20 protein-coding genes, 1 tRNA gene and 2 pseudogenes are annotated in these 23433 nt (G+C 68.4%); 10 read left to right on the forward strand and 13 right to left on the reverse strand.

Features of this window, described 5'->3' with window-relative positions; all coding sequences use genetic code 11:
* The first annotated feature begins 21 nt into the window (after window positions 1-21).
* Together istA and istB are read left to right on the forward strand one after the other, a co-directional pair.
* A pseudogene (istA, locus tag A3862_RS27210) lies at window positions 22-1520 on the forward strand (IS21-like element ISMdi7 family transposase).
* Window positions 1517-2357, forward strand: a pseudogene (istB, locus tag A3862_RS27215) (IS21-like element ISMdi7 family helper ATPase IstB). The pseudogenes istA and istB overlap by 4 nt, the downstream one beginning before the upstream one ends.
* A 634-nt stretch (window positions 2358-2991) precedes the next feature.
* Here istB and A3862_RS27220 read toward each other — a convergent pair.
* Window positions 2992-3606: an NIPSNAP family protein gene (locus A3862_RS27220; RefSeq protein WP_043755888.1), complete on the reverse strand. Its 615-nt coding sequence runs from the start codon at window positions 3604-3606 to the stop codon at window positions 2992-2994.
* Between the two features lie 156 nt (window positions 3607-3762).
* On the opposite strand from A3862_RS27220, the gene A3862_RS27225 reads away from it, so the two are divergent.
* On the forward strand, window positions 3763-4152 hold the full coding sequence (locus tag A3862_RS27225) for a hypothetical protein (protein WP_043755886.1): 390 nt from the start codon (window positions 3763-3765) through the stop codon (window positions 4150-4152).
* A 1001-nt stretch (window positions 4153-5153) separates the two neighbouring features.
* Here the strand turns inward: A3862_RS27225 and A3862_RS31700 are convergent.
* Both A3862_RS31700 and A3862_RS27230 read right to left on the reverse strand, forming a co-directional pair.
* Entirely contained in the window at window positions 5154-5309 is a 156-nt protein-coding gene (locus A3862_RS31700; protein ID WP_158498440.1) for a hypothetical protein, read from the reverse strand.
* Window positions 5310-5498: 189 nt separating this feature from the next.
* Window positions 5499-5801, reverse strand: coding sequence for a phage gp6-like head-tail connector protein (locus A3862_RS27230; RefSeq protein WP_043755885.1), 303 nt, complete (start codon window positions 5799-5801; stop codon window positions 5499-5501).
* Window positions 5802-6153: 352 nt separating this feature from the next.
* On the opposite strand from A3862_RS27230, the gene A3862_RS27235 reads away from it, so the two are divergent.
* Complete coding sequence (locus tag A3862_RS27235) at window positions 6154-8835, forward strand: bifunctional diguanylate cyclase/phosphodiesterase (RefSeq protein ID WP_052083549.1); 2682 nt, start codon at window positions 6154-6156, stop codon at window positions 8833-8835.
* Between the two features lie 823 nt (window positions 8836-9658).
* Here A3862_RS27235 and A3862_RS27245 read toward each other — a convergent pair.
* Window positions 9659-9743, reverse strand: a tRNA-Leu gene (locus tag A3862_RS27245).
* 67 nt (window positions 9744-9810) lie between these two features.
* Window positions 9811-11223: a 3-isopropylmalate dehydratase large subunit gene (gene leuC / locus A3862_RS27250; RefSeq protein ID WP_043388616.1), complete on the reverse strand. Its 1413-nt coding sequence runs from the start codon at window positions 11221-11223 to the stop codon at window positions 9811-9813.
* A 242-nt stretch (window positions 11224-11465) separates the two neighbouring features.
* Here leuC and A3862_RS27255 point away from each other — a divergent pair, with 242 nt between their 5' ends.
* On the forward strand, window positions 11466-12437 hold the full coding sequence (locus A3862_RS27255) for a 2-hydroxyacid dehydrogenase (protein WP_043755857.1): 972 nt from the start codon (window positions 11466-11468) through the stop codon (window positions 12435-12437).
* A complete protein-coding gene (locus A3862_RS27260; protein WP_043755855.1) occupies window positions 12434-13321 on the forward strand; it encodes an AprI/Inh family metalloprotease inhibitor in 888 nt (295 codons plus the stop codon). The genes A3862_RS27255 and A3862_RS27260 overlap by 4 nt, the downstream gene beginning before the upstream one ends.
* A 19-nt stretch (window positions 13322-13340) precedes the next feature.
* On the opposite strand, the gene A3862_RS27265 is transcribed toward A3862_RS27260, so the two are convergent.
* The 4 genes from A3862_RS27265 to A3862_RS27280 form a co-directional block, all read right to left on the reverse strand.
* Entirely contained in the window at window positions 13341-13955 is a 615-nt protein-coding gene (locus A3862_RS27265) for a cytochrome b (RefSeq protein WP_043354496.1), read from the reverse strand.
* 67 nt (window positions 13956-14022) lie between these two features.
* Window positions 14023-14589, reverse strand: coding sequence for an NAD(P)H-dependent oxidoreductase (locus A3862_RS27270; RefSeq protein ID WP_043755854.1), 567 nt, complete (start codon window positions 14587-14589; stop codon window positions 14023-14025).
* 184 nt (window positions 14590-14773) lie between these two features.
* Window positions 14774-15433 carry a class I SAM-dependent methyltransferase gene (locus tag A3862_RS27275; RefSeq protein ID WP_043755852.1) on the reverse strand — a complete coding sequence of 220 codons (660 nt, stop codon included), beginning with the start codon at window positions 15431-15433 and terminating at the stop codon, window positions 14774-14776.
* Between the two features lie 2 nt (window positions 15434-15435).
* A complete protein-coding gene (locus tag A3862_RS27280) occupies window positions 15436-16599 on the reverse strand; it encodes a glycosyltransferase (protein WP_052083543.1) in 1164 nt (387 codons plus the stop codon).
* Window positions 16600-16735: 136 nt separating this feature from the next.
* Between A3862_RS27280 and A3862_RS27285 the strand changes: the two genes are divergently transcribed.
* A complete protein-coding gene (locus A3862_RS27285; RefSeq protein WP_111474130.1) occupies window positions 16736-17989 on the forward strand; it encodes a DNA topoisomerase IB in 1254 nt (417 codons plus the stop codon).
* A gap of 35 nt (window positions 17990-18024) precedes the next feature.
* On the opposite strand, the gene A3862_RS27290 is transcribed toward A3862_RS27285, so the two are convergent.
* Entirely contained in the window at window positions 18025-18711 is a 687-nt protein-coding gene (locus tag A3862_RS27290; RefSeq protein ID WP_043349091.1) for a LuxR C-terminal-related transcriptional regulator, read from the reverse strand.
* A gap of 212 nt (window positions 18712-18923) precedes the next feature.
* Window positions 18924-19820: a GGDEF domain-containing protein gene (locus A3862_RS27295; protein ID WP_043349093.1), complete on the reverse strand. Its 897-nt coding sequence runs from the start codon at window positions 19818-19820 to the stop codon at window positions 18924-18926.
* A 73-nt stretch (window positions 19821-19893) separates the two neighbouring features.
* Between A3862_RS27295 and A3862_RS27300 the strand changes: the two genes are divergently transcribed.
* On the forward strand, window positions 19894-20250 hold the full coding sequence (locus A3862_RS27300) for a hypothetical protein (RefSeq protein WP_111474131.1): 357 nt from the start codon (window positions 19894-19896) through the stop codon (window positions 20248-20250).
* On the opposite strand, the gene A3862_RS27305 is transcribed toward A3862_RS27300, so the two are convergent.
* Complete coding sequence (locus tag A3862_RS27305; protein WP_043755846.1) at window positions 20222-20611, reverse strand: hypothetical protein; 390 nt, start codon at window positions 20609-20611, stop codon at window positions 20222-20224. The genes A3862_RS27300 and A3862_RS27305 overlap by 29 nt on opposite strands.
* Window positions 20612-20759: 148 nt before the next feature.
* Window positions 20760-20990: a hypothetical protein gene (locus A3862_RS27310; protein ID WP_043755845.1), complete on the reverse strand. Its 231-nt coding sequence runs from the start codon at window positions 20988-20990 to the stop codon at window positions 20760-20762.
* Between the two features lie 235 nt (window positions 20991-21225).
* Between A3862_RS27310 and ruvB the strand changes: the two genes are divergently transcribed.
* Both ruvB and A3862_RS27320 read left to right on the forward strand, forming a co-directional pair.
* Window positions 21226-22281 (forward strand): Holliday junction branch migration DNA helicase RuvB, encoded by a 1056-nt coding sequence (gene ruvB, locus A3862_RS27315; protein WP_043349101.1) that lies wholly within the window; start codon window positions 21226-21228, stop codon window positions 22279-22281.
* 368 nt (window positions 22282-22649) lie between these two features.
* Window positions 22650-23375 carry a DUF4142 domain-containing protein gene (locus A3862_RS27320; protein WP_043349102.1) on the forward strand — a complete coding sequence of 242 codons (726 nt, stop codon included), beginning with the start codon at window positions 22650-22652 and terminating at the stop codon, window positions 23373-23375.
* Window positions 23376-23433 lie beyond the last annotated feature (58 nt).

The following is a 23433-nucleotide window of genomic DNA, read 5'->3' on the forward strand; positions in this document are numbered from 1 at the left end:
CTCTTTCGAGAGGAGCCGAGGATGTTCGTCGTGGAAGTCTACGCAGCCGTTCGGCAGTTCGTGTTCATCGAGGGCCAGTCCCGGCGTGAGGCGGCTCGGGTCTTCGGGTTGAGCCGAGAGACGATCGCCAAGATGTGTCGGTTCTCGTTGCCGCCGGGCTACACACGCTCGAAGCCGGTCGAGAAGCCGAAGCTCGGGCCTCTTCTGCCAGTGATCGCGGCGATCCTTGAGGCGGACCGGACTGCACCGCTCAAGCAACGCCATACGGCCAAGCGGATCTTCGAGCGCCTACGCGACGAGCACGGCTATGCCGGTGGCTATACCGTGGTGAAGGACCACGTACGGATCTGCCGAGCACGGGGCAGGAGACTTTCGTGCCGCTCGCCCACCCGCCCGGCCATGCCCAGGTCGATTTTGGCGAGGCGGTCGCCACCATCGCTGGCGTGCGCCGCAAGATCCATTTCTTCTGCATGGATCTGCCGCACTCCGACGCCTGCTTCGTGAAGGCGTATCCGCGGGAGACCACCGAAGCTTTTCTCGACGGGCATGTCGCCGCCTTCGCCTTCTTCGGCGGCGTGCCTCTGTCGATCCTGTACGACAACACCAAAATCGCAGTGGCCAAGATCTGCGGCGACGGACAGCGTGAGCGTACGCGCGCCTTCACCGAGTTGGTGAGCCACTGCCTGTTCCGGGATCGCTTCGGCCGTCCGGGCAGGGGCAACGACAAGGGCAAGGTCGAGGGGCTGGTCAAGTTCGCCCGGTCCCACTTCATGACCCCGGCTCCGGAGGCGGCCTCGTTCGAGGCGCTGAACGCTGACCTGGAGCGCCGCTGCCGAGCTCGGCAGAACGAGTGCGCCGGGCGGCATCCCGAGAGCATCGGAACGCGGCTCATGGCCGATCGAGTGGTTCTGCGAGCCCTGCCGGCGGTGCCGCTGGAGCCGTGCGAGAAGAGGGCCGGGCGCGTCTCGTCGACCGCGCTGGTGCGCTATCGCGGCAACGACTACTCGGTGCCGACCACCTACGGCTTCCGGGACGTGCTGGTGAAGGGCTTCGTCGAGGAAGTCGTGATCCTGTGTGCGGGGGTCGAGATCGCCCGGCACCCGCGCAGCTACGGCAGCGGCGTTTTCGTCGCCGAACCTCTGCACTACCTCGCGCTGATCGAGACCAAGCCGAACGCCCTCGACCAAGCCGCGGCACTCCAGGGCTGGGATCTGCCCGAGGCGTTCCAGCACCTGCGCCACCTTCTGGAGGCGCGCATGGGCAACCGCGGCAAGCGCGAGTTCATCCAGGTGCTGCGCCTGATGGAGGCGATGCCGAAGGACCTCGTGGCCTGGGCCGTCACCGAGGCGATCCGGCTCGGGGCGATTGGCTTCGATGCGGTCAAGTTGATCGCGCTGGCCCGTCTCGAACGGCGGCCGCCTCGGCTCGACTTGTCGGCCTACCCGCATCTGCCCCGGCCTGCGGTGCGCGCGACGATGGCCGCCGACTACACGGTGCTGGTGCCGGAGGTGGCGGCATGAGCGTGAGCGGCGATGAGACGACACCGGGCGTCCTGCTCGCCCATCACCTCAAGCAGTTGAAGTTGCCGACGGTCCTGCGCGAGTACGACAAGGTCGCCCGGGACTGCGCCCGGAGCGGCCTCGACCACCCCCGCTATCTGCTGCGGCTGGTTGAGCTGGAACTGATCGACCGCGAACGGCGCATGGTCGAGCGCCGGATCCGGGCGGCACGCTTCCGGCGGTGAAGAGCCTCGACACCTTCGACTTCGCCGCCATCCCGAGCCTGAACAAGATGCTCGTGCTGGAGCTGGCGCGCTGCGGCTACGTCCTCGGTCGGGAGAACGTCATCGCGCTCGGCAACTCCGGCACCGGCAAGACGCACATCGCCCTGGCTCTCGGACTGGCAGCCTGCCAGAAGGGCTTCTCGGTCACGTTCACCACGGCGGCCTCGCTGGTCAACCAGCTCATGGAGGCGCGTGACGAGCGCCGCCTGCTCCGGCTTCAGAGGGAGCTGGCCGCGGTGAAGTTGCTGATTGTCGATGAACTCGGCTACGTGCCGCTGTCGCCGACGGGGCCGAGCTTTTGTTCGAGGTCCTGTCCCAGCGCTACGAGCGCGGCTCGACGGTGGTGACCTCGAACCTTCCGTTCGAGGACTGGACCTCGGTCCTGGGCTCGGAGCGGCTGACCGGTGCGCTGCTGGATCGGCTGACCCATCACGTCAGCATCCTGAGCCTGAACGGAGACAGCTACCGCCTCAGATCCTCCCGCAGCCGGCGGGGCCGCACAGACAGGGCGGAGCAAAACCAGGCCACCCTTGATGACCCTGATCCCGCGACGGGCGAGATCCGGCCAGCCTGACCTCACGATCCGCGACAAACGATGAAGAGGCCCGATCGGGCCCCTTCATCGTTCAGGCTGTCCGCAGTCCGTGGCCTGGTTTTACTCCGCCACGGCGGCCTAAAATTGGTCCGCCCTTTACACCAGCCGTATATCCGGAACCGCGGCGGCTTCGCCCTGCTCAACAGTCAAAATGAAGTCATCGCTGGCGACGACTACAGCTTGGACTTAGACGCAGCGGAAAATCTTCTGTCCACCATGATCAACCACGGCGCAATCGCGCTCCCACAACAGACTCGAAAATCTGGGCCACGCGGTGTCGAGGAGGCCGAAGCTGGAGGCGCCGTCTTTCAACGCATATCGTGGAGTTGGGCGGAGGGTACTGCTGGTCGTTTGTCGCGCTCGACGTCTGCTGCCGAGAATTGACCGAGGTGCCTCGGATTATCGAGAGGGGCGCAAGTCCGCCGACCACCCCAATCTCCGCACGTCCGTTTTTGCGGCAGCAGTTCTGGTCAGCGGACAGGCGGGAAACCAACCCAGGCGGCCTTCCCGCTTTCGACCCCTGCCGGTCATACGGAAGGTCGCCAACGCAACCCGAAAGCAGTCATCTGCGAGCCACCCTCAGGGTCGTTTGAGAGCGGAGACGAAGGATGATTCAGGCCAGGGGAGATGGCCCCTGTGGAAGCGCAATAGTCGAAGTTGCTTCGGCAATCTGCTCCGGGCCTCCCTCGGGCGGCCAGACAGCTGCACCATAAGCCCAAGAGCGTAACTCGGTCCGTTCCTTCAAGCTTGTGAAGCCCCAAATGTGTGTGATCCGCGGTGCTCCATCGAGAGCGTACATGTTCGCGACGAGATGCTCGGTATATTCACGTGCGGGTGCGATAGCCGCTTCCCAACCCGCGAGCGTTGGCGGCAGCCCGCCGGGCTTCAGGCGGTAGGTCCGGAACTCGTACACCCCGCCACGGTCCCCGGTCCGGATCGGCGGCAGAAAGGCGAACGGCGCATAGCTGTCCATTTCCAGCGCCGTCACCACGCTCCCCGCATTGAACGGGTTAGCACTCATAAGCGCCCGGCGGCGCTCGGCGGTCATATCTTCCGGTGCCTCGAACCCGCGCAGCACGATCAGGCGACCGAGTGTCCCTATCTCGGTCCGCCAGCAGCCGAACAGTTCACCCTTGGCCTCCGCGTCGTTCACCCAGTCATAAACCCCGTCGGATGCTCGATCGATTGCGAGCAACGGGCACGAAAGGGTAGCGAGTTCGTAGAGCATGGGGACCTCGGCGTTGCACCTTCAAACCGAGAAGCGGTTCGTTTCAATGGGTCTGATCTGCACCTGCCACGGGTCGGAAGCGCGAAAAGCGCCATGGCTGCCGGGCAAGATCTTTGATTTCTGCCTGTACGCTCACGCTGGCAGGGTTGCCGTCTGATGTGCCACCGGCTCCAGATCCTGATTGCATTGACCCTCTTCGCTTTTCCAGTTCAGGCCGCCGGCCCTGGACGGCAGGCGACCGGCATCTTCGAGCGCAAGGAAGATGGATACGAGCAGGGCGTCGTCGTGAAGGCGTCCGGTGCGTCCGGCTATGTCGCCGAGTTCTCGGTCGGGTCCAGAGGCTGCGGTGGTGGTGTGACCATGAAGGGCCGATCGACCGGGCCTCGTACGATCCTCTTCAGCAAGACCGAGAACGGACAGACTTGCCGGATCATGGCCCGTTACAGCCCCGACCTTCGATCGGTCGCTCTGGAGGAGGACGGCTGCCTGGCGTGGCACGGCGCCTCGTGTGAATTCCAGGGCACGCTGACGCGCAAGGGTCGATAACGGGCTCCGAAATCGTCACGCCGCCCCGTGTGGCGCGGGCGCCATCGCCGGGAATCGGCCGCTCGGCCCCGCCCCAATCTGCTCACGGGGCGGGGGAGCGCCTGATCTCACCAACGTCTGGGCCGGGCCGATACTTAAGGTGGCTCGGGCTCAGGACGTCCGCGGCGGTCACCGGGCCATACCGGCCGGGCTCAGGATGGTACCGCACCGGGTATCGGGGCACGAAGCAGCCCAGCGCGGCGGCGGCGAGGCTGAAGATTGGTCCGGGAAGAGGCGGGCAGAGCGTCGCAAGCGGTGGGCTCATTGCCTCACGGACGGCGCAGGCGGGGCCGCAAAACGCGACGTCGTTCATCATCGAGTCTGGGCGACCGCACCTTATTGACATCAGCACCGACACAGACCGCGCGCAAATCAGATATCGAATACGGAGTCGGAGCCAATCCGCGCTCGGTTTATTGACCTGCGGAGTGATGGCCTATATTTGCGGATCGCAACGGGATGGAGTCATTGAGCCCGAGTACGATTGAGGGGGTGGAACGTGCGTGTCAGCGATCTTACCGGCCCGGTCCTCGCAGGATTTAAAGAGTTCCGTATGGTTTGCAGGTCTGCAAATGCTGACAAGATCGGCGATCCAGGCCAGGCCCTGTATGGCATGGTCTACCCTGGGCGCGGTGAATTGTATAATTGTGCACCCTACAAGGTCCGAAAATTCTTCGCGAGCCTGGCATACGCGGCATCTCTGAACTCGGAAAATCCAGAGTTTTCTTATCCGTCTGAACGTGAGCCCGGCTGATTGGTTGGGCCGATTTTTCGACCCGTGGTTGTGTTCGAGCGTTCAAGAGTGCGAGCCAACCGCGGATGAAAAAGCCCCGCGCGGCGGTGCCGGCGGGGCTGCGTGAATTTTTGGGTGGCGTGTTGGGCCAGCGCAAGCCGCGGGCCAGCCGACACGAAAAGGCCCGCGCCGGCGGACCGGGCGGGCCGAGATCTCCCGAGGGGTAAAATCAGCTGAGCGCGAGCAGGGCCCGCAGTCCGCTGATTTGGTCCGCGTAGCGATGCGCCCCGCCGATCATCGCCCCGTTCTCGTCGGTAATGTACCAGCCGCTGTGAACGGTGCTGCCCGGTTTCTCGTGGAAGTCGATGTAGGTGACCTTCAGCATGTCATGGCCCCCTGAAAGGCATGTATGGGGACAATGGGATCTGGCGGAGGGTCGTTCCGACGGCTGCGCTTGAGTCCGCAAATAAGCCGCCGCGGCCGGAGCCGGGCGGTTCACGGTGGTCTTTTCGGGGCATGTCGAGGCCCGGTCTGCGCGCGGGGAGACGGCGCGGTTTCGAGTCTCCGATCAGGCTCAGCGCCCCGCCAGCCCGATCTTCGCCAGCCCGATCCCCCCGAAGGCCAGCAGCACCGCCGAGGCCAGCCCCCAGCCGATCTTGCGCAGGTCGCGCAGATGCCCGACCATCAGCAGGATCGCGTGCCGGATCGGCGCCGGGACCGTGCTGCGTCCGTCCACCACAGGGTAGCCGGCTCGGTAGCACACCGTGACGGTGCCGGATTCCTGGTGCGGCGTCTCGTCCGCGAGGCACGTGGCGGGCGGGCACGGATAGACCCGGTCATCGGGATCGAGGTCGGCCGGGAAGGCGGTTTCAAGCACCCGCTCGCCGAGCGAACGCCTGTCCCAGCCGTCCGAGCCGTTATCGGCAGGTCCCGAAAACGGGCGTCTCGCCCTGGCAACGATGTCTTAGTCGGTTGTGTGCGATCGGCTTGTCCAGAGGTGCGCCAGGCGTCGGCGGAGAGGCTTCGCCGGTCACCTGCCCTGAACGATCACCATGCTCCATGTCCCGACCCGGCTAGGTCCGCCAAGCTCGACACGCGCGACGGCAGGACCCTGAACGACCGCCGAGGGCTGCGAGCCGCGCGTGCCATGGACTAACCGCCTCGATCGACGTTTTCGCCTTTTGCTTCCAGTCTGAATAAAGTTGAACATCAGTGCCAGGGTTCCATTGATGTTCGGATCACCTGTTCGATCGTATGCCGCTCTCGTTACGTCACTGGTCGTTCTGGCCTTTGCGATTGTGTCAGGCGCGATCGTCTTCATCGCCGACATGTACGGTCAGGCGCTGCAGGATACCGAACGCAACCTCATCGGACTCTCCACGATCCTCGCTGATCAGGCCGATCGCTCGCTCCAGGCCCTCGAGATCGTTCAAGAAGCCATCATCGAGGATATGGCCGGCGCAAAGGTCTCGACTCCCGCGGAGTACGCGGCGGCGGCGAGCCGGCGCGACTTACATGAGGCACTCAAAGCGCGCGTTGCGGCATTGCCACAGGTCAACGCGGTCACGATCATCGATCACGCCGGCCAGCTCCTGAACTTCAGCCGCTTCTGGCCGATCCCGAACGTCAACATCGCAGATCGGGATTACTTCAAGGCACTCGCAGCGGACCCGAAGCTGCAACGCTTCATCAGCCAACCGGTGCAGAACCGCGGCGACGGCGCTTGGACGATCTACATCGCCCGGAAGGTCACGGCACCCGACGGAACGTTCCTCGGCCTCGTGCTCGGCGCGATCGAGCTCGGCTATTTCGAACGACTGTACCGGCAGATCGCACCGACCGACGACGCTGTTGTCTCGGTCTTCCGCCACGACGGGATGCTGCTCGTCCGTCATCCCTATCGGGATAACGTGATCGGCAAGATCCTGCCGACCACGGGGGCCGCGCGGATCGCCCAGACGAGTCCTCTGGGCGGCGTGATGCGCAACGTGAGCCCCGTCGATGATCAAGAACGGATCATCGCGACGAAGGCTCTCGCCGGCTACCCGCTCATTCTCAGCATCAGTCGCACGACGCAAGCGTGCCTGGCCCCCTTCCGCCGGCAGGCGCTCGCGGTCGGTGCAGCAACGGCACTCCTTCTGGTGTGCATCGCGGCCCTGTTTCGGCTCTTTCTTCGGGGGGCGAGCGCCGAGCGGCGGATCGCGAGCGCCGAAGAACGCGCCCGCAGCGAGCGTGACTTACGCGCCCATTACGAGCGGTTCGGCGTCGCTCTCGACAACATGGTTCAGGGGCTCTGCCTATTCGACGCCGACGAGCGGCTCGTCATCCTGAACGCGCGCTTCGCCAGTCTCTACGCAATCCCCGATCACCTTCGGCAACCCGGCACGAAAGCCGAGGATCTCCGCAGGTTCGTGCTGGCGCAGCACCGCGGCTCAGGAGGTCCCTGGGAAGCCGTGCTGACGCCGCCATTGCCCCGGGTGCCTTCGGACACGGCGAGCGTCATGCATCTGACTGACGATCGGGACATCAGCGTCCTCCGCGTGCTCCTTCCGGACGGAGGCTGGATATCGACGCACGAGGACATCACGGAGCGCCGTCGGAGCGAAGCGCGTTTGCGCTTCCTGGCGCGGCACGACGTCCTGACCCAATTGCCGAATCGCCTGCATTTCGAGGAGGTCGTCGAGCTTGAGTTGGCGGCAAGCGCCGATCGGGCCGAGGATGTGGCCCTTCTCTGTCTCGACCTCGACGGCTTCAAGCAGGTCAACGATCTGTTCGGCCATCCGGCCGGAGACCGCCTGCTGATCGAGGTCGCCGCGCGCTTGAAGGGATTGATCGGCGCGCGCGGCGCGGTCGCGCGCCTCGGCGGCGACGAATTCGCGGTGCTGGCGACAGATCTCGCCGCCACCGGGCACGCTGCCGCGAGGGCCCAGGCGATCATCGAGGCGATCTCTGCGCCCTACGCCGACGGCGAGCTGCGGTATTCCGTCAGTTGCAGTGTCGGGATCGCTCTCTTCCCCCACGATGGCGACACCTACGACGCCCTGCTGTCCGCTTCCGATATGGCGCTGGTGCGCGCCAAGAAGGAAGGCAAGGGAACCTACCGCTTTTTCGAGGCGGAGATGGATAAGGCAGCGTTCGAGCGGCACCGATTGGCTCTGGACCTGCGCGCGGCGATCGGGACCGGACAGTTCGCGCTGCACTACCAGCCCCAGTTCAGAGTCGCCTCGGATCGCGCCTGCGGCTTCGAAGCGCTTCTGCGATGGACTCATCCGACCCGTGGGACGATTTCGCCTGCGCAGTTCATACCGCTGGCAGAGGAGACCGGGGCGATCCTCCCGCTCGGCGAGTGGGTGCTCCGTGAGGCTTGCCGCGAGGCTGCGCGTTGGGCCTTGCCCCTCGGCATCGCCGTCAATCTCTCGATCGCGCAGCTCCAGCAAGCCGACCTGTGCGATGTCGTCGGTGCGGTGCTCAAGGAGACCGGACTGAAGGCCGACCGTCTCGAACTCGAGGTGACCGAGAGCCTCTTTCTGAAGGGTTCGGCACGCGCGCAGGAGACACTGCGCGACCTGAAGGCGCTCGGTGTGCGCATCTCGATGGATGATTTCGGAACGGGATACTCATCCCTGGCGACGTTGGAGGCTTTTCCGTTCGACAAGATCAAGATCGATCGGTCGTTCGTGTGGCAGATCGGCGTGACGAGCAAAGGCGGCGCGATCGTCCGGGCAATCCTCAGTCTCGGTGAGAGCTTGGACATTCCGGTCATTGCGGAGGGCGTCGAGACAGAGGCGCAGCTGACGTTTCTACGGCAGCACGGGTGTGCAGAGATACAAGGCTATCTGCGCGGCAAGCCGCAGCCGATCGACTCCTATCGCGCGCTCGTCGATCTCGATCGCGACCTCGAGGTCGCTTAGCGACCTTTGCCCGTGCTCCGGGCGCGATTCATCATTGCTCCTGCATTCCTCAGATCTCCGTTCGCTCGATGCGCGGCCGGCGAGCGGTCCGACCATCATTTGTCCCTTCCGGTCAGAGCGACCCCCGGGCGACACATCGGATCGCAGCCGTGCGGACGGCCCCGTAGGGCGCCGGCTGGTGCCGTCCGATCCGACCCGGGGCGTGTCGCTCCTCTCGGGCCGGAACGATGCGGGCGGCTTCCAAGCCTGGACCGGAGAGGAATTGGCGCGGTTCGAGGCCTGCTGGCCGGTCGGCACCCGCAGCGCCTCGCCTTCGATCTGCTGCTCTACACCGGCCTGCGCCGCGGCGACGCGGTTCGGCTCGGCTGCCAGCACGTCCGGAACGGTGAATTCCCCATCCGCACCGAAAGACCCGGATGGTGGTGATCGCGCCGATCCTGACAGCCCTCGCCGCGTCGATCGCCGCGGGGCCGACGGGCGATCCGTCGTTCATCTGCACCGAGCGCGGAGAGCCGTCCACCAAGGAATCGTTCGGCACGTGGGTCGGGAAGGTCTACCGCGAGGCCCAATGCCCGGGTCCGGCTCATGGGCTGCGGAAGGCCGGAGCGCGTCGCGCCGCCGAGAACGGGGCGACAGAGGCGCAACTCGACGCCCTGTTCGGTTGGGCCGACGGAAGTTGGGAGAGCGCAACCTACACGTGGACGACCAACCGGGCTCGGATGGCCCGCGAGGCGCGCAGAACTCTCGCCCCCTGGGCCCAGGAATTCCGCACCTCAGAAACAACAAAGCCCGCCAATGCGTTGGCGGGCTGCTGTCAGGCATTTGGTGCCCAGGAAAGGACTCGAACCTTCACCTCTCGCGAGACTGGTACCTGAAACCAGCGCGTCTACCAATTCCGCCACCTGGGCTTGCCGTCGGCCATCGGCCGGCGACGGCTCCGTTTAGGCAACCGAGCCGCCGCCGTCAATCGGGATTTCAACCCTGCGGCCATTCCCGGATGTCGACGAATCGTCCGGCCACGGCCGCAGCCGCCGCCATCGCGGGCGAGACCAGATGCGTGCGCCCGCGCGGACCCTGGCGGCCCTCGAAATTGCGGTTCGAGGTCGAGGCGCAGCGCTCGCCCGGCCGCAGCTTGTCCGGGTTCATGCCCAGGCACATGGAGCACCCCGGCTCCCGCCAGTCGAAGCCCGCCGCCTTCAGGATCTTGTCGAGGCCCTCGGCCTCGGCCTGCGCCTTCACCAGCCCAGAGCCCGGCACGATCATCGCCGAGACGCCCTCGTGCACCTTGCGGTCGCCGACGACCCGCGCGACCTCGCGCAGATCCTCGATGCGGCCGTTCGTGCAGGATCCGATGAAGATCCGGTCCAGGGTGATGTCGGTGATCTTGGTGCCCGGCGTCAGGCCCATATAGGCGAGCGCCTTCTCCTTCGACTGCCGCTTGTTCTCGTCGGCGATCTCGGACGGGTCCGGCACGCGGCCCTGGATCGAGATCACGTCCTCGGGGCTCGTGCCCCAGCTCACCAGCGGCGGGAGGGCGGCCGCGTCGAGGCGCACCTCGCGGTCGAAATGGGCGCCGTCGTCCGTGACGAGGCTCTCCCAGTACCGCCGCGCGGCGTCGAAGGCCGCTCCCTTGGGTGCCTTCGGCCTGTCCTTCACGTACGCGAAGGTCGTCGCGTCGGGAGCCACCATGCCGGCGCGGGCACCGCCCTCGATCGACATGTTGCAGATCGTCATCCGGCCTTCCATCGAGAGGGCGCGGATCGCCTCGCCGGCATACTCGATGACGTGGCCGGTGCCGCCAGCCGTCCCGATCTCGCCGATGATCGCCAGGATGATGTCCTTCGCTGTCACGCCCGGCGGCAGCGTCCCGTCGACGGAGACGCGCATGTTCCGGGCCTTGCGCTGCACCAGCGTCTGGGTGGCCAGCACGTGCTCGACCTCCGAGGTGCCGATGCCGTGGGCCAGCGCCCCGAAGGCCCCGTGCGTCGAGGTGTGCGAATCGCCGCAGACGATCGTCTGCCCGGGCAGCGTGAAGCCCTGCTCGGGGCCGATGATGTGGACGATGCCCTGGCGCCGGTCGAGGGCGTCGTAGAACTCGATGCCGAAATCGCGGACGTTCTCGGCGAGCGCCTCGAGCTGCGTGCGGCTCTCAGGGTCGTCGATGCCCTGCGTGCGGTCCGATGTCTGGACGTTGTGGTCCACCACGGCGAGCGTCTTTTCCGGGTGGCGCACCTTCCGGCCGGCCACGCGGAGACCCTCGAACGCCTGCGGGCTCGTCACTTCGTGAACGAGGTGACGGTCGATGTAGAGGAGGCTGGAGCCGTCCGGCTGAACATCGACGACGTGGTCGTCCCAGATCTTGTCGTAGAGGGTGCGCGGGCTGGTCATCGGTCTTCGTCTTCGGAGATGGGATCGGTTCAGAACTCTCGCGATGATGCGTGGTCCTTAGTAGGCATCGCGCGCGGTTTTCGAAAGAGGCGAGCCCTGTCCCGGTCGATTGGCCGCCCGGCTGATCCGTGCGGTTGTCACCGCGGGCGGCCCGGCGCGCTGGCGCGCGACCCCGCACAGGCTCTATGCCGGGACGATGGCGGGGGCCGGCGCGGACGAACGGCCGAACATGGGAGTGAACGATGGCTGAGGCCCCGGTCGAGATCCTAATGCTCCGGAAGATGCATCCGCTCGTCGAGGCGGCCTTCGAGGGGCGGCACAGGGTCCACAGGCTGTCGGAGGCCGCGGATCCCGAGGCCCTGCTGGCCGAGATCGGCCCGCGGGTCCGCGCGCTCTGCGTCGGCGGTCACGTCAGCGTGGACGGGGCGCTGATGGACCGGCTGCCGAACCTGGAACTCATCGCGAATTTCGGGGTGGGCTACGATGCCGTCGACGCCGTGGCGGCGCATCGGCGCGGAATCATCGTCACGAACACGCCGGACGTTCTCACCGACGAGGTCGCCGACCTCGCCCTCGGCCTCGTCCTCGCGACCCTGCGGAAGATCCCCCAGGCCGACCGCTACCTGCGCGCCGGCCACTGGCTCAAGGCCCCCTTCCCGCTCACGGCCTCCTTGCGCGGGCGGCGGGTCGGCATCCTCGGTCTCGGCCGGATCGGGCGGGCGATCGCTCACCGCCTGGAGAGCTTCGGCGTCGCGATCGACTATCACGGCCGCAGCCGACGGGCGGACGTTCCCTACACCTATCACGACACCCTGATCGGCCTCGCCCACGCGGTCCATATCCTGATCGTGGTGGCGCCCGGCGGGCCCGAGACGCGCAATCTCGTGAACGCCGACGTCCTGGAGGCGCTCGGCCCTGAGGGCATCCTGATCAACGTCGCCCGGGGGACGCTCGTCGACGAGGCGGCGCTGACCGCAGCGCTGACGGCGGGCACGATCCTCGGCGCCGGCCTCGACGTGTTCGAGAACGAGCCGCACGTCCCGGCGGACCTCGCCGCCCTCGACAATACGGTCCTGCTGCCGCATGTCGGGTCGGCCTCCGAGCACACCCGCGCGGCGATGGCCCAGCTCGTCGTCGACAACGTCGTCTCGTGGTTCGAGGGACGGGGCCCGCTGACGCCCGTCGCCGAGACACCCTGGAGACCGAACGCGTGACACCGGCACAGGCCGCCCGACTGGCCGCATCCGCCCTCATCGCAATGGGCGCGGTCGCCCGGCCTGCCGCCGCGCAGGACGTGCCGGCCGCGACCGTCGAACCGGGGGCTCCGCCGGCCGCGGAGACGCTCGCCGCGCCGCCCGTCCCGTCCGCGCCGCCCAGCCTGCCCGAAAGGCTCGGTCAGGCGCCGGGGACGTGGGACCTGTCCCGTGACGGCACCAACCGCCGCTGCGTCATGACCCTGGTGCTGGACAGCGGCGATGCGGGCCAAAAGTTGCGCTTCCCGGCCGGATGCCGCCGGGCCCTGCCCGTCCTGAACGGCGTCGCCGGCTGGCTGTTCGTCGAAGGGAACGTCCGCTTCGTGGACCGCAATGTCCGCCCCGTCCTCGAATTCACCCGGCGGCCGGACCAGCGCAGCCTCGTCGCGCTGGCCGAGGACGGTAGCCGCTACAGCCTCGTCCCCCTCGACATCGTGGCCATGCGTCCGGCCGGCGCCGCAGGCTCGCCCGAGTCCGAGCCGGCCGTGGCAGCCAGCCCGAACCCCGCCCCGCTCCAGGCCGCCGCCCCGGTTCCGGCCGAACTGCAGCCGGCGGCGACTGCTTCGGCGGCCCCCGCACCGGGTCTCTATGCCCTCGACCGGTTCCAGCAGCGCGACACCTGCCGGATCACCCTCGATGGCACCGGCGGCGGCGTGCACATCGTCCCGGGCTGCCACGACAGCGGCCTGGAGGTGTTCGATCCGGTCCGCTGGCGCTACGCGAACGGGCGGATGACGCTGACCGCCAAGCGCGGCCACAGCATCGACCTCGCACCGAGCGGCGATGGGCGCTGGCGGCGCGAACCGGAGGTCGGCACCGCCTTCGTCCTGCGCCGCGTCGACTGAGTGCGCCGCGGGGTTTCCGTCAGCGGGACGACCCGCGACCGTCCTGTACCGGCAGCATCCGCTCCAGGAGTCCGTCCCGCCGGATGATCAGGTGCCACACCGTCCCGGCGACATGCAGCAGGACCAGGGCATAGACGAGCCACTGGCCGAAGACGTGGATCGCCTCGAAGATCTTCTGGGCCGCATCGTCCTTCGGCAGCCCCGGGACCGTGAACAGCCAGAAATACGGCGTGTCGCGACCGGACAGCGCGCTGAGCAGGTACCCGCTGATCGGCATGATCAGGAAGATCGCGTACAGGAGATAGTGATTGACGCGGCCGATCAGCGTCAGGAGCCGGGGCGCCTGCGGATCCGGCGGCGCCGGCCGGATCATCCGCCAGACGATCCGCAGGACCACGATCGCCAGGATCGTGAGGCCGACCGATTTGTGCAGCACGAACATGCTGCCCTTGGCCGGTGTCGGCGGCAGGCTGATCGCGACCCAGGCGAGCGGCAGGACCGCCAGGACAAGGGCCGCACTCAGCCAGTGCAGCGCCTGCGACACCGGATGGTAGCGCGGCAGGCCGGAGGCCGTGACGTAGGTTGCGGGCAGCGCTGTCGCCGCCTTGCCGGCCGTGATCGGAGAACCTGACATGATCCCTCGCGGGTGAGCGTGGTCCGCCTTCGATCTAGGGCCCGCGGCAGGCCGGGGGAGTCTCGCGTCAGTCGGATGCGCCGGGTGCGGCCGTCCGTGCCACGTCGAGCAGGGCGGCAAGCTCCGCAGCCGCGGCGCGGATCCGGGCCGCCACGGTCTCGTCGACGATGCGGCCATCCACCAGGTCGTCGGATCCGGCATAGACGGAGGTCGGCGCGACATGCGCGGCAAAGAAGCCGAACAGCGGCCGGAGCCCGTGCTCGACCACCAGGGCGTGGCGAAGGCCGCCGCCCGTGGCGGTGAGGGCCACCGGCATGCCGATCATCCGGGCGGGATCGACGAAGTCGAACACGTGCTTGAACAGCCCGGCATAGCCGCCCTGATAGACCGGCGTCCCGACGATGAGGGCGTCCGCTCCTTCGATCGCCTCGACCAGGCGCAGGGCCGGTGCCGACAGCGCGTCCCGCTGCGTGGCGCCGAGGCCCGGGCCGGCATCCATCAGGTCGTAGACGGCGAGATCGATCCCGCGGAGGCGTCCGAGTTCGGCGCCGAGCGCCTCGACCAGGATGCGGGTGCGCGAGGGCCGCTTGGCGCTCCCCGAGAAGGCGACGATGCGGGCAACGCTGGGCTTCACACTCGACTCGACACTCACCACGAAACCTTCCGCCGCAGCATGCCCCGATCCGGGCCTTCGCAAACTCTGGCGCATGCGCGGCACGCGACACGAGTGGTTTTGACGGTAGCGCATTCCCGCGCCGTATAAACCCTCGGCGGGGCCGCATGGGCGGCGGTCCGACGCGACCGTCTCGAGCCGCCCCTCATCCGCGCAGCCGCCAGACATGGCTGCGCTTGATCTCGGCATCCTCCAGCGAACGCGAGACCGGCACCGCATAGGTGGCGAGGCAATCGAGGCGGTCGCGCGGCAGGTACGTGCGGCCCGGATCGCCGATCAGCACCGTGACGCCCCGCGCCTGCAAACCGGAGAGCCAGGCGGTCACGGCCCCGGCGAGGTCGCGCTCGTAGAAGACGTCGGCGGCCAGGACGAGGTCGACCTGCGGATCGCGGCCGAGGAGGTCGTCGCAGACCGGGGTGATCCGTCCGCCGACCCCGTTGGCCTCGGCGTTGAGGCGGATCGCCGCCTTGGCGAAGGGATCGAGGTCGCTGGCCACGACGTGCTCCGCTCCGGCGAGCGCGGCGGCGATCGCCACCAACCCGGATCCCGAGGCGAAATCCAGGACGCGGGCCCCGTCCGCGACGTCGGGGTGGTCGAGGACGTACCGGGCGAGCGCTTGCCCGCCGGCCCAGGCGAAGGCCCAGAACGGCGGCGGCAGCCCGATCTCCTGCAACTCCTCCTCGGTCCGCTGCCAGAGGTCCGTCGCCTCGTCGGCGACGTGCAGATGGATCTCGGGTGCATGGGGCACGGGCAGCAGACGGGTGTTGGCCCGGATGAATCCGGCGGGATCGTCCGGTGCGCGCACGATCAGGCCTCCAGCAGGTCGCGCCATATGGCGCGGACATGGTCGGTCACCGCAGCCTCGGTGAAGCCCCCGGTCTCGATCCGGGTTCGTGCGGCCGCGCCCAGGCCGGCGACGAGGCCGGCATCCCCGCTCAGGCGCGCGAGGGCGGCGGCCAGGGCCGGCGCGTCGTTCGGAGGAACCAGCAGGCCCTCGACGCCATCGCGCACGAGGCTGCGGCAGCCCGGGACGTCGGACGCGACCAGGGCCCGGCCGCAGGAGGCCGCTTCCAGCAGCGTCCGCGGCAAGCCCTCGCCGCCGCGAGACGGCAGGCAGGCGACATGGTGGCCGGCCCAGACCGCCGCCACGTCGGTCGTCGGCCCGTGCCAGACGATGCCGTCGCGGCTCCACGCACGCAGGGTCCCCTCGTCGATCGCCCGCCGGTTCGATGGGTCCGGCGCACCATACAGCGCCAGCTCGACCGGCGCGCCCTGGGCCCGGGCGAGGCGGACCGCCTCGACGGCGACGTCGATCCCCTTCGACCAGAGCATGCGGGCGACCACGGCCACCCGGAGCGGCGGCATGGGCGGCAGCGGGCGCGGGACGAACGCGGCCGGATCGACGCCGGCGCCGCCCACCACGGTCACGGACTGCTCCAGCGGATCGAGACCCAGGGCCCGGGCATCGTCCGGGTTCTCGAACAGGAAGCGGGTTCGGGACGAGGCCAGTGGGCCGCGGATCAGTGTCCGCAGGGCCAGGCGGGCCGCCCGCCCCAGCCGGTCGCCCCGGGCCCCGACGAGGCCGAGGCCGGTCAGCGCGTAGACCCGGGACGGGATGCCCGCCATGGCGGCGGCGGTGCCGCCGACCAGGATCCCGCGGAGGGCGATGCAGTGGACGATGTCGGCCTTGAGGGCCTTGAGGATGGCCGCGAGCTGCCCGGCCGCGTAACCCGCGGCCATCGGGTTGAGGCTCGCCCGCTCGGCTTCCAGGGGCACGACCTGCGCGCCGGTCGCCTCGATGACGGCGCGATGGGCCCGGACCCGCGTCACCACCGCGACCGCGAGGCCCATGCCGATCGCCGCGCGGGCCATCGGCAGGAAATGCGAGGCGAAGAACCAGTCCTCGGTCACCACGAAGACCAGACGGCGCATCGGAACGGGCCTGTTCCCGGGGGTGGCTTCGGACTGCATCCGATCCCTCTAGCACGTCGGCGCGGATCGTCCTGCGACGGATGTGCTGCCCCGGAACGGCGATCCGGGGATGCCAGTTGATCGAGGCCGTCCCGCCGGGCGGTCAGCCGGGCGGCGTAGATGGGAGGGGTGGCGCATGGCGGGTGTCGAGACGGCGGAAAACGGCGGAGACCTCCGTGCGGCGGCGGCGGAGGCCGGCCTCGTCTACGTCGATGATGGCCGGCCGGGCCTGTCGCGCCGCCGCAGCGGCTCCGGCTTCCGCTACCTCGACGCGAAGGGCGCCCCGGTGCGCGACAAGGCGAAGCTCGCCCGCATCCGCGCGCTGGCGATCCCTCCGGCCTACACGGATGTCTGGATCTGCCCCCGCAGCAACGGCCACATCCAGGCGACCGGCCGCGATGCCAAGGGCCGCAAGCAGTACCGCTACCACCCGGATTTCCGGCAGGCGCGAGAGGCCAACAAGTTCTCGCGGATCATGGCCTTCGCGGACGCCCTGCCGGGCATCCGCCGGCGGGTCGATGCCGACATGAAGCGGCCGGGCCTGCCCCGCGAGAAGGTGCTGGCCACCGTGGTCCACCTGCTCGAGACCACGCTGATCCGCGTCGGCAACGACGATTACGCGCGGACCAACAAGAGCTACGGCCTGACGACCCTGCGCGATCCCCATGTGCGGATCGCGGGTTCGGCCCTGTCGTTCCGGTTCAAGGGCAAGAGCGGCAAGATCTGGGACGTGTCGCTGAAGGACCGGCGCGTCGCCCGGATCGTGAAGGCCTGCCAGGACCTGCCTGGACAGGAGCTGTTCCAGTACCTCGATCCGGACGGCACGCAGCGCGACGTGACCTCCTCGGACGTGAACGCGTATCTGCGGGAGATCACCGGCGAGGACTTCACCGCCAAGGATTTCCGGACCTGGGCCGGTACGGTGCTGGCGGCGCTGGCGCTGCGCGAGTTCGAAAGCTTCGACAGCGAGGCGGGGGCCAAGCGCAACATCCGCGCGGCCATCGAGAGCGTCGCCGGCCGCCTCGGAAACACCCCGACGATCTGCCGCAAGTGCTACATCCACCCGCAGATCCTCGACTGCTATCTGGAGGGTGACCTGCTCCTGCAGGTGAAGGGCGCGGTCGAGTCCGAGCTGAGCGAGGATCTCTCCCGGCTGCGGCCGGAGGAGGCGGCGGTGCTGGGGCTGCTCCAGGCGCGGCTGTCCGCGGCCGGGGAGAGCGTCCGGGCCGGGGCGCGGGTCAAGCCGGCGGGAACGCGCATGCGGAGCTTGAAGAAGCCGCGGGATAAGGTTGCGGCGCCGACGACCGCTTCCAAGACGTCCGGCATGGCCGAGACCGCGCCGAAGGCCAAACGGGCTTCCCGGGTCCGCAGGAAGGCTGCGGCTGCTTAGGGGGGCGGTCCCGGCGGGACCGCCCGGAGTCCCGCTTAGTGCCGGGACTGGTTGTCGTTGCCGGATGACCGGCTGTCGGTCCCGCGCCGGACCTGCTCCCCGCTCTCGACGACGGGCGCAAGTCCGAGCTGCCGGGCGAGAGAGACCAGATCCTTCAGCCGTCCGGTCTGGGTCTTGCGCCGCAGGTTGAGCCGGTGCGTTTCCACGGTGCGGACGCTGAGCGCCAGCCGCCGCGCGACCTCCTTGTTGCTGAACCCGGAGCTGAGGAAGCGCAGCACCTCGGCCTCCCGGGGCGTGAGCCCGAGGCCGTCCCCCGCCTCGGCCGGTAGCGCCACCGGTTGCTCCGGGGGAACAAGGCAATCGGAGCCCTCGGCGAGAGCGAGCAACGCGGCGCCGAGTTCACGCGGCGACTTGGACCGCGCCACGAAGGCGTCTGCGCCCGCGGCCAGCAGGGCGCGCAGGTCGTCCGCCGTGAGGGCGCCGAAGGCGACCAGCGTGCGGAGGTTCGGCTGCCGCTCCTTCAGCGCGACGATGCGGGCAATGCCGTCGGCCAGCCGGATCTCGTCGAGAAAGACCAGGGCGACGATGCTGCCGGCGTCAGCGCGGTCCAGATCGGCTTCCCCAACGGTGTGGAACTCCGGCATGTGTTCCAGTGTGGCGCGCACCGTCGCGCTCAGGTCCTCCGGCTCATCCAGGATCAGGACGCCAACGGCCGTACTCATGACCTCGCACCTCGCTCTCCCAGCTTGATACAGGCGGCCGGGATCGAAGGCGAAGTTCCAAGATCCGTTCCAATAACGGTTGATGAATATTAAGCTTTATATTGGCGGAATCGCGCCGCTCTGGCGGATACTCGGCGGATCGATGCGCCGATCTGGGACGACGTCCGAACACTGCTCGACAGACTGTGCCGATTTGGGCCTGCCCCGCCGTCTCAACCTGCGACGGCCCGGGCCCCCTCGCCCCGGTCCGGCACCACCCGGTTCCGGCCGCTTCCCTTGGCGGCGTAGAGGGCGATGTCCGCCCGCTTGACCAGGGCCTCGATGCTGTCGCCGTCGCGCCACGTGCTGACGCCGAAGCTGCAGCTCAAGCCCACCGGCCCCTTGGTCCCGCGGATCTTCAGGGCCTGGACGCCGATACGAAGATATTCGGCATGCGCCACCGCCCTCAGAAGGCTGCAGCCCGGCAGGATCACGGCGAATTCTTCCCCGCCGAGGCGTCCGGCGATCCCCTCCCCGGAGATCGTCTCGGCCACGGCCTTGATCGCCACGTCGCCGACATCGTGACCGTGCTCGTCGTTGATGCGTTTGAAATGGTCGATGTCGAGCAGGATCGCCGAGATCGCGGGCGGGGTCCGGTGCTGCTCCACGGCGATGCGCGCCCGGTTGAAGAAGGCGCGCCGGTTGTAGGAGCCGGTCAACGGGTCCGTTTCGGCGAGGCGGATCAACTCCTCTTGCAGGGTCGTCAGGCGCTCCGCCGCGCGCAGCCGCGCGTTCAGTTCCTCGGCGCTCGGCGGCTTCTCGATGAAGTCGTCGGCGCCGCTGTCGAGGGCCTCGGCCAGGCTGCGGACGTTGCGCGCCGACGACATGGTGATGACGTGCAGCGGCCCGCGGGATTCCGCGAGAAGCCGGGCCGACCAGCAGAGTTCCAGCCCACAGAGCGGCCGGACCTCCAGGCTGGTGATCAGGACGCGAACCGCGGGCGTCGCCGCCAGGAATTGCAGCGCCTGCTCGGAATCCGTGAAGGCGTGCACCGCGTGGCCCCGAGGCTCGATCAGCGACGTGATGATCTGCAGCACGACGCGGCTCGAGTCGACGATGACAATCTGCATGGCGTGACCCGCAACTGAGATCCGCGGTTTAAGCTGGAAGGCTTAACTCCCCCCCAACGGAGCTGATTTCAGCATGAGCGTGGCGATTACCACTCCGGATCGGCGCTATATCGTTGTTCGGGAACGCCTGTGGCGCTGCGCCAACCCGGATTTGTCAGAGGCCTGCAGGGCGGCGCTGGTGAAGCGCCTGATGGCGGCGCGCCGGGACGTCAAACACGCCAAGCAGGCTGAGCGGGCCGGCGAAGCGGGGGCCGCGGAAGCGCTGACGGCCGCCAGGGCCGCGGTCGACGCGGCCAAGATCGCCCTCGGCGAGCGCGGGCCGGTCTGGTGGACGGACGGCGCGCCAGACCTGAACCGGCACCTCGTCCGCAACACGCCCTACGCACCGTGGTTTGCGGCGCTCACCGCCGGGGAACCTGAACCGCGATGACCCGTGCCCCGGCCACCGGGTCTGCGCCGACCGCGCGCTCGTGGCGCCGAGCCTTGGGCGCGGCGTTGATCACCGTCAGGGTCGGCTGGGCCGCCGGAGCGGCCGGAATTCCCGTCACCGTCGGGATGCCGTAAGTGCCGTAGCTCCATGGGGCGGGCACGATCTGGCTCGGGCGCGGCACGCGGGTCAGCGGAGCGCCGATATAGGTTCCGCGTACGAATTCGCCGGCGAAGCTCGGATCGCCGGCATAGCCCGAACCGTACGAAACCGGCGCGTAGGGCTCGATGCTCCGGAAGGTCTGCGCCGACGCGGGCGCAGCCGCCGCCAGGGCGATCACCGTCAGGACCATCCGGTTTGTCATGAGGCCGGCTCCGATGAGGGGCGGCGCGCTCGGTCCGCGCCGGATGCGGGGCCAACAGACCGGATCATCCGCCGTTCCGCGTTTCCAGCCGCGGAGAGTGCTGAATAACCCCTCATACCGGCACGATCGCCGCTCGGATGCGGCACACTCACCGGCAGGTGGTGATCCGCCGGACCACCCAGCCCTCTCCTTCGATCCACAGGCGGCGACGGGCCCGGCTGCAGGTGACGTCGTCGTCCCGCTCCACGGTCGCGCCGTGAACCTGCGGATCGGCTTCGGCGACCTTGGTTTCGACAGGGGTGGGTGCGGCCTGAGCCGCGAGCGGCATGAGGAGCAATGCGGCGCCGGCTGCGCCGGCGGCAATCAAACGGATCTTCATGGCGGGAAACGCGCTCTGCGGCCGTGCTTGGGGATTCGCTTCAGGAATGCACGGGCCGCCGGTTCGGTTGCATCCGCTGCGGTGAGCCGTGCGCCCTCTCACATCCGCGGCCGCGGCGCTTAGATTTCCCGGCATTCGCGAGTAAGGAAGAACAAAACCGGACGCGCCGGTGTCCTGACGTCCTGCGAGGTCCCTGATCGCGGGCTGCGCGGCTCGGTCCACGAAGCAAGGGTTCATGAGCAAGCCGAAGCCTCCGACCAACGCGCTCCTGACGCCGGAGAAGCGTGCCGAAGATGTGGATCAGACGATCCGCCCTCTGAGCCTGTCCGAGTTCATCGGGCAGCGTGCGGCGCGGGCGAACATGCAGGTGTTCATCGAGGCGGCGCGGAAGACCGGCCAGGCGCTGGACCACGTGCTGTTCGTCGGCCCGCCGGGGCTGGGCAAGACGACGCTCGCCCAGATCGTGGCGCGCGAACTCGGCGTGAACTTCCGCTCGACCTCCGGCCCGGTGATCGCCAAGGCCGGGGACCTGGCCGCGCAGCTCACCAACCTGGAGGAGCGCGACGTCCTGTTCATCGACGAGATCCACCGGCTCAACCCGGCGGTGGAGGAGATCCTCTACCCGGCCATGGAGGATTACCAGCTCGACCTGATCATCGGCGAGGGCCCGGCGGCGCGCTCGGTCAAGATCGAGCTGCCGAAGTTCACGCTGGTGGGCGCCACGACCCGGGCGGGGCTTCTGACCACGCCGCTGCGCGACCGGTTCGGGATCCCGATCCGGCTGGAATTCTACGAGATCGACGAGCTGGAGCAGATCGTGGCGCGCGGGGCGCGGGTCCTGGGCCTGGGGATGTCGGCGGAGGGCGCCAACGAGATCGCCCGGCGGGCGCGGGGCACGCCGCGGATCGCCGGGCGTCTCCTGCGGCGGGTGCGGGACTTCGCCGTGGTGGCGGAGGCCGAGACGGTGACGCGGGCGATCGCCGACCGGGCGCTGCAGCTGCTCGACGTGGACGCGGCCGGGCTCGACGTGATGGATCGCAAGTACCTGAGCCTGATCGCGCGCTCCTTCGGGGGCGGGCCCGTGGGGATCGAGACGATCGGGGCGGCCCTGTCGGAGCCGCGCGACGCGATCGAGGACATCATCGAGCCGTATCTCATCCAGCGCGGCTTCGTGCAGCGCACCCCCCGCGGCCGCGTCCTCACTCGGCACGCCTACCGCCACATGCAGCTGCCGGAGCCGAAGCGCGAGACGCCGGGACAGTTCGGCTTCTTCGGAGACGACGCGCCGTAAGGCCCGCCGCCGACCTGCCCATGCATGGAGTTCGGATCAGCATTTCCCGCAACTCATGCGCCGATTGCCCCGAAAAACGACGCTCCCGCGAAGAGGTTTTGCGGTGCGGCATCAGTAAGTCTCTGCGATGCAAACCCTTTTGACGACGCCGCTCAAGCAATATTGCTAAGCTTAGATGCCGACTTTGCTGATGATCTGCACGAAAAAAGTGACGGATCCCATGGAACAGCGCCCAAACGCGACAGTTGTGGAGGCGACCGCGCTCAGTCTGCTGGGCGCCGGCAAGCCTGTTGGGATCGAGGCCCTGTCTCTCTGATCGCGACAGATCTTCGAGATCTCAAAAACAACGTCAGGGATAAACTTCCGCCATGAAGAAGCTTACGCTCGCCGTGCTCGGCCTGTCCGTCGCCGCCATCTCTGCGCCGGCCTTCGCGCAGGACGCCCTTCCGATCCGCGTGCTGCCCTTCGCCAATCAGGACGGCGTCGGCGCCGCTGCGACCGAGACGCCCGCCTTCCGGGCCGAGGCGCTCCGCTCGGATGCTGCCAGCATCGAGGCGAGCCGCATGGCCCTTCAGCGGTCGCGGAACCCGCAGGTCCGCAACTACGCCAACCGCGTCCTCGTCGAGCGCAAGGCGACCACCGACGCGCTGCTGCCGCCGAACACCTCGCTGTCGCGCAGCGGATCGGTCGTGTCCGATAACCAGGGCATCCGCACCGACCTGAGCAACCCAATCGGCCTCGTGCTCGCCCCGGTCACGGTGGCTGCCAATATCGGCACCGGCATCGTCGGCGGCGCTCTCGGCGCGGTCGGGCTCGTCGACAACAACCCGGCCGAGCCGGGCCGCCGCGTGGCCCTCGGTGACCGCGGCCAGGCGCGTCTGGCGCAGCTCCAGGCGGCGCGCAGCGGCCGGGCCTTCGACCGGACCTATATCGACCAGCAGGCCCGCTCTGACGCCCGCACCCTGGCGCTCTACGACGCCTACGCCAAGTCCGGCGACAATGCCCAGGGCCGCAAGTTCGCCACCGAGGCGCTGCCCTACATCGCCGACGAGCACGCCCATTCGGCGAGCCTCGCGGCCCGCATCGGCGGCTGAGCCGCGCGTCATCGCTGATCTGTGCGAGGGCCGCCCCCGGGCGGCCCTCGTCGTGTTG

Origin of the sequence: Methylobacterium sp. XJLW (assembly GCF_003254375.1) — a bacterium.
Taxonomy (GTDB): domain Bacteria; phylum Pseudomonadota; class Alphaproteobacteria; order Rhizobiales; family Beijerinckiaceae; genus Methylobacterium; species Methylobacterium fujisawaense.

Coding starts and splice junctions, on each gene's coding strand:
- A3862_RS27220 (WP_043755888.1), bottom strand. CDS start 3,606: ATGCTCTACGAACTCGCTACCCTTTCGTGCCCGTTGCTCGCAATCGAT.
- A3862_RS27225 (WP_043755886.1), top strand. CDS start 3,763: ATGTGCCACCGGCTCCAGATCCTGATTGCATTGACCCTCTTCGCTTTT.
- A3862_RS31700 (WP_158498440.1), bottom strand. CDS start 5,309: ATGCTGAAGGTCACCTACATCGACTTCCACGAGAAACCGGGCAGCACC.
- A3862_RS27235 (WP_052083549.1), top strand. CDS start 6,154: ATGTTCGGATCACCTGTTCGATCGTATGCCGCTCTCGTTACGTCACTG.
- leuC (WP_043388616.1), bottom strand. CDS start 11,223: ATGACCAGCCCGCGCACCCTCTACGACAAGATCTGGGACGACCACGTC.
- A3862_RS27255 (WP_043755857.1), top strand. CDS start 11,466: ATGGCTGAGGCCCCGGTCGAGATCCTAATGCTCCGGAAGATGCATCCG.
- A3862_RS27265 (WP_043354496.1), bottom strand. CDS start 13,955: ATGTCAGGTTCTCCGATCACGGCCGGCAAGGCGGCGACAGCGCTGCCC.
- A3862_RS27280 (WP_052083543.1), bottom strand. CDS start 16,599: ATGCAGTCCGAAGCCACCCCCGGGAACAGGCCCGTTCCGATGCGCCGT.
- A3862_RS27285 (WP_111474130.1), top strand. CDS start 16,736: ATGGCGGGTGTCGAGACGGCGGAAAACGGCGGAGACCTCCGTGCGGCG.
- A3862_RS27290 (WP_043349091.1), bottom strand. CDS start 18,711: ATGAGTACGGCCGTTGGCGTCCTGATCCTGGATGAGCCGGAGGACCTG.
- A3862_RS27295 (WP_043349093.1), bottom strand. CDS start 19,820: ATGCAGATTGTCATCGTCGACTCGAGCCGCGTCGTGCTGCAGATCATC.
- A3862_RS27300 (WP_111474131.1), top strand. CDS start 19,894: ATGAGCGTGGCGATTACCACTCCGGATCGGCGCTATATCGTTGTTCGG.
- A3862_RS27305 (WP_043755846.1), bottom strand. CDS start 20,611: ATGACAAACCGGATGGTCCTGACGGTGATCGCCCTGGCGGCGGCTGCG.
- A3862_RS27310 (WP_043755845.1), bottom strand. CDS start 20,990: ATGAAGATCCGTTTGATTGCCGCCGGCGCAGCCGGCGCCGCATTGCTC.
- ruvB (WP_043349101.1), top strand. CDS start 21,226: ATGAGCAAGCCGAAGCCTCCGACCAACGCGCTCCTGACGCCGGAGAAG.
- A3862_RS27320 (WP_043349102.1), top strand. CDS start 22,650: ATGAAGAAGCTTACGCTCGCCGTGCTCGGCCTGTCCGTCGCCGCCATC.